We start from the raw sequence: 15,200 nt of genomic DNA, 5'->3' as shown, positions 1-15,200 counted from the left end.
CTCAGCGTGAACACTGGCAGAGGCGCGAGAAACCGTCTCTTCGCATGCCGGTGGGGTCCAACGCCACGGGACCGCTGGCTCCGTCTCGGCACGACCGTTCACATTGGCAAGAATCGTCGTTTACAGGCAAGCGTGCTGACGTCGCGCAGCCCATCGCCGACAGGCTCGCGTTGGTTTGCGAGGTCACTCCTCAACATGAGCGCGCGCATCCCGGCGGGTCTGAATGATCACGATAAGATTCGTACCTCCCACCGGCGCGAATGCCGCAAGCCACCGATCTTCTGTCGAGCCTTCCAACGGATCCACGTACTCACTGTCGGTCTCGACGATGTCCATGAATTCTGGATGCGCTTCGGATGAGTGGAGTCGTGACCTCAGCATGCGCAGCTTCCCGTTTTGGCCCGAAGGAAACACTTGGCTGTGGTTCACGCCATTATGAATCAGGAACGCGTGTTCGTCGTGTGGCGAAGGAGGATCCGCGGTGTCCGAGTCGCGGTCGCGAAGCGACACGAGCGTGGCGCTACAATAACGGATTCGTCTGAGGATGTCGAAGCTAGATTCGACGGATATGGTCGCCGCTACGACGCCGAGGAACGAGCCGTCCTCATGGCGAAGAGGCGCTGAAATTGCGAGTACAAAGTCTCGCCCAGGTAACTGCCTGAAGGCTCTGGATACATACACATCCTGCGCCTCGGCTGCGGCGAGCTCGTGAGCACCGCGGAAGTAATCGCGCCACGCGTGGTTCGCGCTCCTGCGCGACGGCGGTGGAGGAGGCCACTCGGCCCTCAATGTCCCCTCTTCATCCAACACGGATAAGGCGCTGAATCCATACAGCGATTGCTGATCCTGGCAATAGCTCTCGAGGCCTCTCCAGTCCATGTCTAGCAGCAGCCAGCGTGGGAGAGCCTCATTCGCGATGGCTCTAACGATGCGGACGTGCGATGCGATCTCCGCTCGCAGCGAGTCCGCCATGACCTCTGCGATGATGGCGTTGTTCGTCAGTGCGGCCGAGCGCGCTTGTTCCTGTGTCTGAGCGTGAGTTAGTCTGAACCTCGCCGAAGCCATGAGCGCGAAGGCGCCGACGACGCCGAGGACTGTTCGGTGCCGGCCGCACCAGCGGAGTATGCGTCGCGGGAGACTGCACGGTCGCGCCAGGGTCGGTTTGCCATCGAGCCAGCGCCTCAGGTCGGCGGCCAGCGCCGCAGCGGATGGGTATCGGAGCGTCGGTTCGTTGCGCAGGCACGTCACGCAGATAGCGCTCAGATCTCGCGGCAGATCCTTTCGGCTTTTGACGGGCGAAGGCGGCTCCTCGTCCCTACAGCGTCGCAGTACCTCGGTGGCCTCCCCTGCAAACGGCGTTCGCCCGACGAGCAGCTCGTAAAGGATCACGCCGAGGCTCCAAACGTCCGCTGCCGCGCCGATCTGGTTGGAACGCCCATTTGCCTGCTCCGGTGCCATGTAGCATGGGGTGCCCACAATCATGCCCGTAGCGGTGCCACTGTCCGTGTCCAAGCGCTTGGCGATCCCGAAATCGGCGAGATGTGGCTCTCCGTTCTCATCGAACAGAATGTTCGATGGCTTCAGATCACGATGCAGGATGTTCCGCTCGTGGCATGCATGGACAGCGAGCGCCAACTTTTCCAGGAGACGCGCCGCGTCTCGCGGGTCCTTGAAGTCTGCCCGGCGCTCGGCCAGCGTCTTTGCTGCCATAAGCTGCATCGTGAAGTACATAGAGCCATCATGTACACCGACATGATAAACCTTGACGATGTTCGGGTGCTCGAACGTGCATTGGGCACGAATCTCGTTCTCGAACCTCTTTCGCGCGCCTCTGCTGGCGAACGAACGGTCGCGGATTATCTTCAGCGCCACGGCGCGGCCGGAGAGCGAATCGAGCGCGCGATATACGATGCCCATGCCGCCGCGGCCAAGCTCACCCTCCAACCTGTACTGATCGATGCTGTCCGGCGCATCGTCAGAATCGTACACTCCGTCGGACCCGTCGAGGCATCTATTGATGATGCAATGGGGGCACAATCCGCCTGGCGCGTCGGGGGGGATGTTTTTGCCGCATAAACGACATGTGGGTGGCATCGCCGACATCCGTCAATGGCTTCTCAGGTGGCGCTACATGGGTCGACTACATTTTTATTGCTTGACAAGTTGTAAGCTCGCCATCATGGACTTGAGCTCGTCGTCGACCTCGCTCTCGTGATTGACGAGGCTGCGGGCCTCTCGTCGAGCGAATTGCTTGAACCGGGAGCGCATCCGCGATAACGCTGTTTTTGTTGCGTCGACGCTCATCCCTAGCGTGTGGGCGACGTGCTTGTGCTCAGGAGCGTCATCATCTACGAGCCGCGGTCTAAGCGCGTCGAATAGCTTGCCTTCTCCATTTTCATGGTAATATTGCTGAAGCTGAGCGAGTACCCGATCGATAAAGCTTATCGTGAACGTGTGTTCGTAGATTTCTTCCGCGGAAGGCGTGTTGGAAGGCAGCGAGCGAGCTATCGGTTCAAGCCCACTCGCGTCGATGTGCTCGTGCAAGCAGCCCCCGCCGCGTTTTTGAGCGCGAATTCGATCGCGCTCGTTTGCTACGTAATTCTTGATGCATCTACATAGCCAATTGCGGAACCTGCCGCGTGAGGGATCTACAACGGCTATATCGTTGCTCGCTGAGAGTTGCTGCAGGAAGCCCTGCGTCATATCCTCAGCATCTTCGGCAGAGAAGCCGGACGCTCTGACGAAACTGCGAATGGGCGATCTGTAGCGTCGACAGAGCTCATTCAGGGCGTTCATCCCCTCTTTGGTGAACGGATGTCCAGCACGGGTGACCATGTCCCACGAAGTGTCCGGGAATTGGGCTCTCCACCCATCACGGGTCATAACTGTACCGTAACAGATGCGACCGCGTGTGGGAAGCCCGAGCAGGCCCCCCACCATTGCCGCCGCAGCGCGCGTCGCGTGACCCACGCCGGGTATCCCGGTGCAGAACTCTCCTGGCGTAGGGCGGCGCGCGTGCCATGCCATTCAACGAGCGTACACCGTCAAGCGCTCGAGCTCGCTACCGGCGAGGGCCGACGGCGCCCTGGGCTAGGCTGTGCTCGCCACCGGCATAGGCTGGCGAGGTAGTTCAGCGTCGCGTCGCCTCGTCGGGGTGCCGGAAACGGAGCGCCTTGAGCCTCGGCGAGAGGCTCGCGCTCGCGCAGGGACGGACAATCGCCGAGCTGGAGCGTCCCGCCCTCGGCAATCGCCGAGCTGGAGCGTCCCGCCCTCGGCGCCCGAGCGGCCCTGGCCATCGGTACCCCGGCCGGATGCGGGCGGCGCTGCGGGGCACCTGACGATTTTCTGTCACCTTCGAGCAAGATTCCTTCAGGAAGCGGGAGAAAGGAGACATGAGCGATGCCGCTCTGCGGCATCGTACACGTCGCCTCGACCACGCCCGATCAGCTCGTCGATGTGGGCGACGTGCCAAGTGCTGTAGCACATGGGACGAATGTCCATATAGGTGAGCCGATTCGGAATGTCGCGCTGGGCGGCCACGCGAGATGCTGCCGCCCGAAGTGCCACCACAAGCGGTATTTTATGTGTGGGCGCCGCCAGGTTCGGCGTTGCCGATCGGGCGCTCGCGATGAGTTCTCGCATGGTGAGCCCTTCGGGTTGACGCTCAACGATGCTCTGGCATCTGGGCGATGCGAGCTTGGTCGGGGCTATGGGGATTCAATGTCAATACGGATCGCTAGCTGTGCTGTTCGCTGAGTGGTGCTGGGCAACGGAGGAGGATTGATTATGCGATGCATTTATGGATTGATGGTCTGCGTGTGTGTGGCGGCTGCGGGGTGTGTTGCTGAGACAGATGCTGGAGATGTCATGGGCAGCGAGGCTGTTGATGAGGAGGTTGGCACAGCCGAGCAGGCTGCATGGACTTGCGAAGGCTGGGCTCCGAAGAGGTATCAGTGGTGCTTGACCAGGTGTGGCAACGGCAGCTCCTGGTACAATGTCGGATCGCAGAGCGCCATCCCGTATGGCTCGTGCACTGCGACTGCGGCAGAATACTGCAGAGACCGCGGCCTGGGCAGCTCTCGCGATGTGTGCTGGGGAACGAACTGGTAGCGGTCGCGTTCGAATCGCAGAGGTCGGAGCGCTTGCGCTCGCGATCTCGTCGCCTGCGTCGCGCTGAGTTTGGCCAGCTGTGTTGCCGGACCTAACAGCTCGCGGGGCCTTGAACAGCTCGGCGGATGCTCTGCCGGGCTGTTCCCGGGCTTCTCCTCGGTGTCTCGCGATGCATCCGCCCGTGCTGGGCAGCCGGCCCGCCGGAAGCAGCCCCGCCGGACGGCGGGACGGCGCCCATCTCGAGGAATCGACCGGGTTGCGCCAGGCTCGTGCTTCTCATCTTCCTCCATCTGCGGCCTTGATACCCTGGCGTCATGAACCATGGTTCGTGGACTGCTGGGATCCTCGCGGCGCTGGCCTCTTTCCTCGCGATGGAGGCCAGCGCGGGCGCGTGCGGCATGCCGTATCCGGGCGTGACGGAGGTCTTCCCGGCGAGCGGCGCGACGACCCCGGGGAACGCCGCGCTCTTCTTCGCCGGCCACGCCCTCTCGCTGGACGCCGTGTCGGTGACGGTCGACGCCGAGCCGGCGCGCCTCGTGGCCGCGCCGGACGTGCCCGCGGCGGGGTACGACCTCGTCGCGCGGATCGAGCCGCCGCCCGGCGAGGGGCAGGCGATCGTGATCGAGGGCAGCTTCTGCCCGGACGAGGGGTGCGAGGCGACGCGGATCGAGCTCACGGCCGGCGCCGCGGACACGGAGGCGCCGCCGACGCCGAGCGGGCTCTCGTTCGACCTCTACGACTACGCCGACGCCACGCCGAGCAGCGGGAGCTGCGAGTCGCACAGCCACCTCGCGTGGTGGGTCACGGCCGAGGGCGAGGCCGCGGGGACCGGCGAGTCCCCCGTGATCTACACGGTCGAGGCGTTCCGGGACGTCAGCTTCACGGAGCCGGTGTTCTCGACGAGCCGGCTCACGACCGACGCGTCGGTGACCATGGCCATCCATCAGACCGTGGACGTGCTCGCCGGCGTCGACGCCCCGACGGCGCTCTGCTTCCGGGCCACGGCGATGGATGCGGCCGGGAACGTCGCCGGCGAGGCCGTGCACGCCTGCAGGCCTTGCTTCTACAGGAAGGATCCGGAGACGGCGCAGCCGAGCTCTTCGCGGCCGTCCGAGCCGGAGTGGACGGAGCAGGACGTCTATCCCGGGGGAACGTGCGATTCAGGGATGGAGCCGGGCAGCGGCGGCGGGGGCGCTGGCGATGGCGACGACGACGAGGACGCCGCGGTGCGCGGCTGCAGCTGCCGCGCCGCCGGCGAGCGCGGCCCGGGCGGCGCGGCGGCCCTCGGGGGAGCGGCGCTCGCGCTGCTCGCGTGCGCGGCGCGGGCCCGGCGAAGGGAGCGCTGCCCTCACTGATCCCACTCGATCACGATCCGCTTCGGGTCCTCCGGATCCACCTTCACCGCGACCGGCTCCTTGCTCGTCAGCTGCCCCACCCGCAGCCGCGGCACGCTGTGCCGGATGACGGCCGTGTACGGCTCGCGGTTCTCGAGCATCACGTGCAGGTGGAGCGTCACCACCGGATCCCGGTTGGTCGTCACGCCCGTGTCGTCGAACTTCGTGATGAGCGCCTTGCCAGGGAGCCCCGACGCCCGGATGCGCGCGGTCCGCGCGTTGACCTTGCCCCAGAAGAAGAGGATTGCGCCCATGAGCAGGCAGAAGAACGCGACCTGGCCGAGCGCCGCTCGGTTCTTGCCGAGGTGCGCCGAGAGGACCGCATACGCGCCGTCGGACACCGACGCCGCGCCGAACAGCAGGCCGAGGAGCGCGAGGAGGACGCCGGCGATGATCATGACAGGCCTCCTCAGGGCGCCAGGAGCAGCACCTTGACCTGGCTCGGGACGAGCCGCATCCCCGGGCAGTTCGTGGAGTTTTGCAGGCTCATGCTGGTCATCCTCGTCGCGGGGATGCCGCCGATCAGGCACGTGAACGCGCCCGTGAGATGGCGGCTCGGGCCCATGACCATCCCGGACGCCACCCCCATGTTGATCCCGGTGTTGTCGCCGTTCGTCAGCGGGACCGTCGTCGCCATGTTGTGCGCCGGGGTGCCCATGAACAGGATGTTGTACGCCGCGGGGACGCCCATCGGGCCGGCCGCGATGTTCGGATAAGGAATGGGGACCGGCGCCGGCGTCGGCGTGAGGCAGACGTCGGGGAACCCGAGATCCAGGCCCATCATCTGAGAGTTCGCGAACATGGCAGCGCCTCCTATCCGAGGTGGATCTGCTCGCCGTCGAGCTTGACCAGCTCCTCGGCGGTGACCAGCGTGTTCTCGCCCCGCAGGCTCGCCGTCTGCTTCGCGGCGTAGTCGATGCGATCGGCGCGCACGTGGTCGAACTGCTCGATGAGGCGATACGACCTCTTGAGCTTCTGCGTGAGCCGCTCGACCACCGTCTCAAGGCTGGTGAAGACCATCTTGGCCTTCTCCACCTCGGCGTGGACCGCCGCCCCGAAGCAGGAGAGGCGCTGGAAGACGACGTTGCCTTCGACGGTGTTGACCCGGACGCCGGCGGACGCGACCGAGACGTCCTTGCCCGACGCGAGATCGATGCCCTCCTGCGCGGCGACCCGGAAGCGACCTCGCCGCAGCTGGAGCTCGATGTCGCCGTCGTGCACGACGCGCGCGGCCGCCCCCGGCGCGCGCTCCAGGACCGCCAGGACATAGCTCTTGCCGCGCTCGGACCTGGCGAGGAGCACGACGTCGCCGACCTCGGGCTCGACGAGGCAGCTCACCGCGCGCTGCGCCTCGTGCTCGCCCGTGCCCGCGCGGACGACGAAGCCGCCCGCGCCCGCGCCGACGACCCGCCCGGTCTCCTGGAACGTCTCCGTGCTCTCGAGCTTCCGTGCCAGATTCTGCATCGATGTCCTGCTCATCCGATCGTCACACGCTCAGTGGGGGGACTTGAACGCTTCCGCCTCTGCCAGCGCCTCGTCGTCGCCGAGCGCGGCGGCGCGGCTCGTCCAGACGGCGCCCTCCTCCTCGACCTTGTGGTACCGCGCCCGGAAGAGCGTCGCCCCGGAGAAATCGGCGCCCGAGACGTCGGCGTAGGAGAAGTCGGCGTACGTGAGATCCGCGCCGGCGAAGACGGCGCCAGCGCACGCGGCCCGCGTGAAGACGCACTGCTGCAGGTCGGCCGAGGCCGCGTTCGTGGAGGAGAGCGTGGCCTCGACGAACAGCGACTGGCGCAGGAGGGCCCGCCGCAGGGAGGCGCGCGTGAGGTTCGCCTGGACGAAGACGGCGTTCTGGGCGGTCGCGCCGGTGAGGTCCGCGCCGGTGAGGTTCGCGCCCTTGAAGTTGCACTGGACGAGCGTCGCGCCCCGGAAGCTCGTGGCCTCGAGATCGGCGTCCATGAACTGCGTGAGCGTGAGATCCATCCCCGAGAGATCCATGCCCGAGAGCTTGCTTTGCATCAAGATCGCGTTCTCGAGCCGGGCGCCCGCGAGGACGGCGCCCGTGAGGTCGGCCTTCATCAGGACGGTCTGCTTGAGGTGCGCGCCCGCGAAGCTCGTGCCCTGGAGGCTCGCGTCGACGATGCTGGCCCGATCCAGGTTGGTCCTGGAGAGGTCGGCGCCGACCAGGATCGGCTTGACCAGGGCGGCGATGACGAGGTTGGCGCCGGCGAGCACGGCCGAGGTGAGGTCGACGTCGACGAGCTTCGCGGCGATCATCGTGGCGCCGGTGAGGTCGGCCCCGGCGAGGCGGCCCTTGTCCATGACGAGGTGATGCAGGTTGGCGCCGGTGAGATCCGCGCCGCGCAGATCGCACTCCATCAGCACCGACTCCTTGAGGCGCGCCCCCGAGAGCTTCGCGCCGTGCAGGTCGACGCGCTCGAAGATGCACCCCGAGAGATCTGCGCCGGTCAGGTCCATGCCGGCGAGGCTGACCTTCTCCAGGACCTCGCCGCCCCGCACCAGCGCGACGAGCTCATCCCTGTCCACGGGCGCCCCCTTGCACGACCCGAGCCTGGTTGACGTGCGCGTCGTCGAGGTTTGTCGCGCGGTCGCCTTCGACCCGCGCGAGATCGGCGCGAAACAGGTTGGCGCCCCGGAGGTCGGCGCCGCGGAGGTTCGCCTTCTGGAGGAGCGCGTAGATGAGGTTGGCGCCCGTCAGGGCGGCCTGGCTCAGGTCCGCCTTGACGAGCCTCGACTCGCGCGCCTCCGCGTGGTGCAGCCTGGCGCCGCGCAGGTCGCACTCGCTGAGATCCGCGCCCTTGAGGAGCGCGCCGGTGAAGTCGGCGCCGGCGAGCTTCGTGCCGCGCAGGTTGGCGGCCGTCAGGTTGGCGCCCCGCAGATCGGCGCCCTCGAAGCAGGAGTCGACGACGATCCGGAGGTTCTCGAGCATGGCGCCCCGGAAATTGGCGCGGTTGCCCTTCGAGGTGACGAACAGGGCGGACTTCAGCGTGGCGCCGGTGAAGTCCACGCCTTCGACGGTGACCTCGATGAAATTGCACTTGGTGAGATCCGCGCCGCGGAGGTTGATCCCGGTGAGGTCGTTCCGGAGGAAGATGAGCTCGGGCGCCGAGGCTTGCTGGAAGTCGGCTCCGGCGACGAGCGCCTCGGAGAGGTCGGCGCCCTTCAGCCGGGCGCCGCGGAAGCTCGCGCGCGAGAGGTTGGTCCTGGCGAAGACCGCCCCGGTGCAATCCGCGCCGGCCGCCTGCGCGTCGCTCAGATCGGCCTCGCCGAGGTTCGCGCCCGCGAGCTTCGCGCCGGTGAGGTCGGCCCCGGAGAGGTCGCACCGCGCGAGGACGGCGTCGCTGAGGTTCGCGCCCGCGAGGTTCGCGCCCGCGAGGCTCGCGGCCTCGAGGAAGATGCCGGAGAGGTCCGCGCCCCGCAGATCCACCCCGGAGAGGTCGACCCCGGTGAAGTCGCGGGCGTCGAACCGCTCGCCCGCCTGGCGGCCGGCGAGCAGCGCGTCGCGGAGGCGCGCGGAGCCGGCCGGGTCGAGGCGCGCGGCGGGAGGGAAGTGCTGCGTATAACGCCGGTAGGCCTCGTTCATCTTCTGCTCTTGCAGGAGGAGCTTCTGCTCGAGCTCCGGATCGGCCAGCTTGGCCTCGACGTCGGGCAGCGCGACGCCGCCGTTCCGCGCCATGACGAGGATGTCCTTGAGCCGCTCGAGCTCGGCCTTCGCCGAGAACCGAGGCGGCCCGCCGGCCTTCTTCTTCTGCTCCTCGACGAGCGCGTCGTAATCGAGCCCCTGCGCCGCCAGCGCCTCCCGGGCCTGCGCCTCGGACGCCTTGCGCCGGTCCTCGGCCTCGCTCTTCAGCTTCTCGACGTCGGCCATGGCGCGCTCGACGTACGCTGGGAGCTCGTCCAGGTCGGGCGCGGGCTCCTCCGGGGGCAGCGCGGCGGGGATGTGCTCGTCCGGATCGAGGCCGAGCGCCCGGAGCTCCCCCCGCAGCCGCTCGAGCTCCTTCTCAGCCCGCCGGCGCTGGTTCTTCTGGAGCAGGTCTTCCCGCGCGAGCAGGTCGCCCACGTCGCCTATCTTGTCATCCGCGATCTTCGGCTTGCTGGCCGGCTCGGGCGGCATCAGGTCGCCGTCGCGCAGCGCGAGCAGGTGGCCGTCCTTCTTGTCGAGGCGCCGCGCCAGCACGTCGCGGTAATGGCTCGCGGGCTTCGGCGACGCCAGCGACTCGCAGCCGACGATGATCTCCAGCACGTCGGACGCGTCGTCTTCGGCGATCTCGGTGAGGCCCCGGAAGATCAGGATGCCGCGCTCGCGGTGCGGGAAGAAGCGCACCGTGTCGAGGCGGGTCGCGATCTCGCGGAGCTCGTCGCCGGCGTCGGTCTTCTGCCGGATGAAGCAGCGGGTGGCCACGCCGGGGAGCGCGGACTCGATGCGCGGCTCCGTGGGGTGCATGTTCTCGAGCGAGAACGGCTCGTCTCCGCGGAAGTACCCCTCGATCTGCTGGTCGTCCGGGGCCGTGTTGAAGAACCCGAGATCCGTGTCCTTCGCGAGCCCCGGGAACCCGTCCTTGAGCCACGCCTCGTCGTAGGTGCCGATCTTCGAGAAGCGCTGCGGCCACATGAAGTCGAGCGCGTCGAAGCCGGCCGGATCGGGGCGGTCCCTCGGCGAGCGCACGAGTCGGTCCGGATCCTCGACGTTGGGCAGGAGGTGGACCTCGCCCTGCTCGCCGCGGACCGGGGCGAACCCCTTGCCGACCGGGTTCTTCGCGAACCCCTCGCCGCCGAACGCGTTCTCGTACCGGATCGGCATCTCGGTGAACGGCGCCGGATCCGACGCGACGCCGCGCGTCCAGCGCCGCTCGCCGACCAGGTAAAGGGTCTTGTCGATCGCGCCGAGCCTGACGCGGGCGGAGCACGCGGGGGCCGGGCGGCCTCCGGGCGGGTAGCCCCGGGCGCTCAGGAGGACCTCGCCGCGCGGCTTCGGCATGCACATGTCGAGCACGCCCTCTTTCCCGAGCTCCTCGCCGACCATCTTCCAGAGGTTGATCTCTGGCAGGAGCGTGGAGGGGGACGAGAGGGGGAAGAAGACGAGCAGGGTGGTGACGAAATAGAAGCGGCGGTCGAGCTCGAAGACCTTGTACAGGAGGCCCAGCCGCATCGGCTTGACGGTCTTCATAGACGGATGTGCGCGGCCGCGATGGCGAGATCGAGCGCGGCCTGCTTGATGGTGGGGCCGTGGGTCGCCCAGAGCTCGAGGGCCTTGGTGCGGATCTCCGCGGCCTTGGCCTTGATGTCGGCGGTCTTGATCTCGACGTGCGGGCCGACGTGGATCTCGATGTTGGCGGCGAGCAGGGCCTCGAACTTCAGGCCGACGACCGACTCGATCTTCCCGCCGATCAGGTTCTCGTTCTTGATGCCGACGGTGGTCTCCGAGGTGGCGGAGATGGTGGTGCCGATGAAGGAGCCCAGCGTGGTGAGGATCTCGTCACCCTTGTTGGTGACGTTCATCTTGTTGCACGTGAGGTTGTAGTCGAGGCTGATGGTCTGGTTGACGGCGCCGGTGACGTTCTGGGTGACGCCGGCCTTGTACGTCTGGGTGAGCGCCCCGTCGACCTCCTCGAGCAGGGTGCCGTGCACCTTGAACGTGCTCGGGTCCGTGATGTCGACGGTGGCGCCCCCGGCGCTGACCGTGAGCTTGTAGCCGCCCGTGGTGACGGTCTCCTCGCGCCCCTTCGCGACGGTGGTCACCTGCTTGTCCTTGTAGGTCTCCGTGACGAGGTTGTCGACGACCGTCCTGAAGGGGCCGACGATCCACTCGGTCGAGCTCTGGTCGACCCATTCCTTCTTGTGGCCGACGGTCCAGAGATCGAGGTCCTCTCCGATGTACAAGTACGTCATCCCGTCGGTGTTCAGGTACAGGTTGCTGTCGTCGTTGGGCGCGCCCATCCGGATGAAGGTGTTCTTCGTGGGCGTGGAGAGGGTGACGCGCTGGCCGCCGTCCTGGTCCTCGAGCTCGAGGCGGTTGCGGCCGCCGGTCTGGATGATGTTGGTCGTGCGGTTCTGGGACGTGACGGGGCTCGGGTTGAGCGCGTTCGGGACGACGCCGGCGATGACCGGGAGATCGGGGTCGCCGCCGAGGAAGGTGAAGAGGACCTCGACGCCCTTGCGGAGGGGGAAGTGCCACCCTTCGACGCCGCCGCCGTGGGGCTGGAGCATGCGGACCCAGGTGGAGGCCTTGCCGTCCTTGAGGGGGCTCTCGTCGAACTCGAACTTGACGGCGTAGCGGCCGTGGTCGTCGACCTGCGCGTACTCGCTCTCGGCCTCGCCGTCGATGGTCCCGTTCTCGAAGCCGTAGATGCGCGGCCACGGGGTGCGGCTCTCGGCGCGGTACTGGACGCCGGCCGGGATGGCCTTGAACTCCATCCGGTACACGTCGTCGGACTCGACGCCGAGCAGCTTCTTGATCTCCGCTCCGCCGCCGGCCGCGATCGCGACGTGCTCGGTCTGGGTGATGAGGTATTTCGCGTTGAGGGCGCCGCGCGGGTGGTCCTCGAGCTCGAACAGGTATCCGGGGCGAAAGAAGGGGGCGGTGCCGCCGCCTTGGGCCACGACCTGCCGCGCGAGCAGCTCCTCGGCGCGGATCTTCGCGAGCCGCGCGCCCTCCTCGGGGGTGAAGAAGCGGCCGGCATGCTGGTTGATCTCGCCGATGCCCGTCATGGAGACCGGCGCGCTCCCGGAGACGTCGAGCAGCGGCCGCGCGTAATCGTAGTCGCGGAGCTTGACCCGCGCCGGGAGCGCGGTGTGCCGGCAGAGGAACGACGAGAGCGACGCCCCGGCGACGACATCGGTGTCCGAGACCGGGTGATACCGGACCGGCGTCCGCTCGATGGGGCCGTGGGCGGAGGACTTGTCGGTGATGATGAGCTTCTCGGAGCTGCCTTCGTGCTCGAAGTAGTAATAAAGCCCCTCGCGCTCCATCCAGCGTGAGATGAAGTCGAGGTGGCTCTCGCGGTACTGGCAGACGTGCTCGTGCGGCTTGTAATCGCCGTAGAGCCTGAGCTCGTAGTCCTCCGGCAGCAGCCCGCCGTCCTCGAGGATCGCCTTGATGATGTCGGGGATCGTCTGATCGGTGAAGATGCGGCTGTGCTGGGTGAGGGTGAGCTGCCAGAGGTGCGGGACGAGCGTGGCGCGGAAGAGCGCGCGGCTGTAGGTCTCCTGCACGAGCTCGAGCGTGGACAGGATGCCGTGGAAGACGAAGGGCGGCGTGTCGTCGTCGTCGCGATCGAGCGTCAACGTGGCCTTGGCGCCGATCGTGTCGGCCATGTCGATGTCACGGCTGTCGTCGCTGGTGAGCGCGAGGTAGATCTCGAAGCAATACGGCCGCGAGATGCCCTCGGTGCCTCGCACGCCGAGCACGCGGGCGGCCTCGGGCAGGACGCTGGAGCTGATGGAGACGACATCCTTCATGGCCATCGCAGGTCCCTGGGCGCCAGACACCCCGGCGCGGTGGTTGCAGTCCAACGTGGGATCGAAGACGGCGCCAGGACGAGCCCTGTCCGCAAATCCAGACGATATCGGCCGGTATCCGGACCGTCAACACGGATTCACGGCGGCTCCCCTCCCTGGGTGAGCCGCTCGCCGGCGGCCGCCGTCGAGCGGCCCGCGTGCGCCGCGTGCGCGAGCGACGCGCGCGCGAGCGCCGCGAGGGCGGCCTCTCCCCACCCCGCGCCGAGCTCTGCCGCCGGCCACGGCTCGCCGCGATAATAGAAGGAGCCAGCCATGAACTCGCGAGTCACCGCCTCGCGCATCCGGCGCGCCAGGTCGATGTCCCGGGCCTGCTCGAGCTGCAAGAGGCGGAGATCCTCGCGCTGCGAGGGCGCGCGGCGCTCGGCCCGCCGGATCATCCGGCGCGCGCGGAGCAGATCGATCGAGAGATCGCGCGCGCAGTCCGGGTCGCCCGCGGCGACCCAGATGAGCCGCCCGGCGAGCGGCGGGCGCCCGCTGCGGTCGCGCCACTCCGCGTCGGATCTGCGGTACATCGGGAGGTAGCGGAGGTCGAGCCCGAGCGCGGCGTCCCCCGGAGGCCGGAGCAGCGGTGTGTCGTGCTGGCGCTTGCCGTCCGAGTACCACGCGCGCAGCGGCGCTGACCGCCCCTCGAGGCGGGGGACGACGAGGCCGTGGAGGAGCTCGCCGAGCAGCTCGCGTATCAGCTCGCTCGTGTGCTCGAAGGTCACGGTGAAGTCGTCCCGCTCGCGGCGCCACGGCTCGAAGGACGCGGTGAGGAGCTGGGCCCCGCGGCGCTCGGTGAGCCCGGCGAGGCGCGCGGCCTCGAGCGCCGCGAGGCAGGCGCTCACGGCCGCGACGGGGACGCTCTCCCGAGGGCCGCCGTAGAGCGATCGCGCGATCCCGGACGGCGTGACGGGGGCCGCGTCCGCGGAGAGCTCGAGCAAGGCGACCGCGCGCGCGACGCGCGAGACGAGCGGGCGCTGCCCGTCGAGCTCCGGGAGGTCGTCGATCCGCGCCACCGCGGCGAGGACCGCGGGATCGAGCGCGGCGCGCGCCGCGTCGAAGGCGGCGTCGAGCGGGACGCAGCGGTCGAGCGGCGCGTCGCGGAGGCCCTCGGCGCGGAGGATCTCGCCGACCCAGCCGGGCACGGAGAGCGGGGCTTCACCGCCCGGCGCGGCGCTCGCGCGCAGGGCCGACGCGGTCCGGATGAGGAGGTCGATCACCTCGGGAAGCAGCGGCCAGGAGGCGACGAGCTCGTCCTCGGTGAGCGACGCCGAGGCGCGGGCGTGCTGGACGAGATCCGCGGCGCGCTGCCGGAAGAGATCGCGGAGGGCGGCCTCGGCGGGCGGCCGCTTGGCGAGCGCGCCGAGGCGGAGGACGTCCGGCAGGGAGCGATCGAGGCGGAGGCGGAGATCGGCTGGAAAGAGCGCCTCGAGCGGCCCGAGGTCCTCGGGCTCGCGGCCGTCGTCGCGGGCGGTCGCGACGAGCCAGGCCCGCGACTTGAGGCGCTGGGCGAGGTGGGAGAGGAACGAGACGACGTTGCGCCGCCCGGCGTCGTCCGCGGCGGCGAGCGCGTCGACATCGTCGATACCGAGGCTCAGCGTCTTCTCCGGCGCGCGCAGGCGGAGGAGGGCGAAGATCTCCTCGACGGCATCCTTGACGGAGAGCTCCCTGCGCCGCTCCGTGGGCTCTCCGAGGCGCTCCTTCAGCTGCTGGAGGACCACGGCGTGCAGCGACGCGCCTCGCGCCCCTTCGCGCGCGGCGCTGACGACGACGCTCGCCCCGTCGATGCGCGCGCGCAGCGCGCCGAGGGCATCGCGGAGCTCGGGGGCGAGATCGCGCGGGCTGCGCGCGGCGCCGGGGAGGAGGCCGCCCGGCGGAGGTGCGCTGTGCAGGCCGGTCAGGAGCAGCCGGAGGAGCGTGGACTTGCCCGAACCAGGAGGTCCCGCGATCCAGAGAAAGGGCAGGGGCGCCGCCCGCCCCTCGTCGAGGGCCGCGGTGAGCCGCCGGAGCGCGCGGAGGAGCGGCGCGCCGAGGCTGGGTGGAACGAGGACGCCGGCGAGATCGCCCGGAGCGGGCGCCGCGCCTCGCCCCGAGGCGCCCGCGCCCGGCAGCGGGAGGCAGGGGTCGACGAGGAAGAGATCGCGGAGCCGCATGCGACGGGTCGCCCAGCGTAGCAAG

10 protein-coding genes are annotated in these 15,200 nt (G+C 68.6%); 1 reads left to right on the top strand and 9 read right to left on the bottom strand.

Features of this window, described 5'->3' with window-relative positions; genetic code table 11:
- Positions 1-183 precede the first annotated feature (183 nt).
- Together WME98_RS01810 and WME98_RS01805 are read right to left on the bottom strand one after the other, a co-directional pair.
- Positions 184-1,989, bottom strand: a complete 1,806-nt coding sequence (locus tag WME98_RS01810) for a serine/threonine protein kinase (protein ID WP_437949686.1) — start codon at positions 1,987-1,989, stop codon at positions 184-186.
- A 159-nt stretch (positions 1,990-2,148) separates the two neighbouring features.
- Complete coding sequence (locus WME98_RS01805; RefSeq protein ID WP_437949685.1) at positions 2,149-2,835, bottom strand: RNA polymerase sigma factor; 687 nt, start codon at positions 2,833-2,835, stop codon at positions 2,149-2,151.
- A gap of 1,589 nt (positions 2,836-4,424) precedes the next feature.
- On the opposite strand from WME98_RS01805, the gene WME98_RS01800 reads away from it, so the two are divergent.
- Positions 4,425-5,465 carry a hypothetical protein gene (locus tag WME98_RS01800; RefSeq protein WP_437949684.1) on the top strand — a complete coding sequence of 347 codons (1,041 nt, stop codon included), beginning with the start codon at positions 4,425-4,427 and terminating at the stop codon, positions 5,463-5,465.
- Here the strand turns inward: WME98_RS01800 and WME98_RS01795 are convergent.
- From WME98_RS01795 to WME98_RS01765, 7 genes are all read right to left on the bottom strand, one after another.
- A complete protein-coding gene (locus tag WME98_RS01795) occupies positions 5,459-5,902 on the bottom strand; it encodes a hypothetical protein (RefSeq protein WP_061622820.1) in 444 nt (147 codons plus the stop codon). The genes WME98_RS01800 and WME98_RS01795 overlap by 7 nt on opposite strands.
- An 11-nt stretch (positions 5,903-5,913) precedes the next feature.
- The gene (locus WME98_RS01790) at positions 5,914-6,306 is read right to left on the bottom strand and encodes a DUF4150 domain-containing protein (RefSeq protein WP_437331856.1); all 393 of its coding nucleotides are present in this window, start codon (positions 6,304-6,306) and stop codon (positions 5,914-5,916) included.
- Positions 6,307-6,317: 11 nt separating this feature from the next.
- Entirely contained in the window at positions 6,318-6,968 is a 651-nt protein-coding gene (locus WME98_RS01785; RefSeq protein ID WP_437949683.1) for a DUF3540 domain-containing protein, read from the bottom strand.
- Positions 6,969-6,998: 30 nt separating this feature from the next.
- Complete coding sequence (locus tag WME98_RS01780; RefSeq protein WP_437331854.1) at positions 6,999-8,048, bottom strand: pentapeptide repeat-containing protein; 1,050 nt, start codon at positions 8,046-8,048, stop codon at positions 6,999-7,001.
- Positions 8,035-10,689 (bottom strand): DUF2169 domain-containing protein, encoded by a 2,655-nt coding sequence (locus WME98_RS01775; RefSeq protein WP_437949682.1) that lies wholly within the window; start codon positions 10,687-10,689, stop codon positions 8,035-8,037. The genes WME98_RS01780 and WME98_RS01775 overlap by 14 nt, the downstream gene beginning before the upstream one ends.
- The gene (locus tag WME98_RS01770; protein ID WP_437949681.1) at positions 10,686-12,986 is read right to left on the bottom strand and encodes a type VI secretion system Vgr family protein; all 2,301 of its coding nucleotides are present in this window, start codon (positions 12,984-12,986) and stop codon (positions 10,686-10,688) included. The genes WME98_RS01775 and WME98_RS01770 overlap by 4 nt, the downstream gene beginning before the upstream one ends.
- Before the next feature lie 131 nt (positions 12,987-13,117).
- On the bottom strand, positions 13,118-15,175 hold the full coding sequence (locus WME98_RS01765) for an AAA family ATPase (RefSeq protein ID WP_437949680.1): 2,058 nt from the start codon (positions 15,173-15,175) through the stop codon (positions 13,118-13,120).
- Positions 15,176-15,200 lie beyond the last annotated feature (25 nt).

The sequence above is a fragment of the Sorangium sp. So ce296 genome, assembly GCF_051529605.1.
Lineage (GTDB): Bacteria > Myxococcota_A > Polyangia > Polyangiales > Polyangiaceae > Sorangium > Sorangium cellulosum_D.
This window is presented reverse-complemented; position numbering and strand designations above follow the sequence as displayed.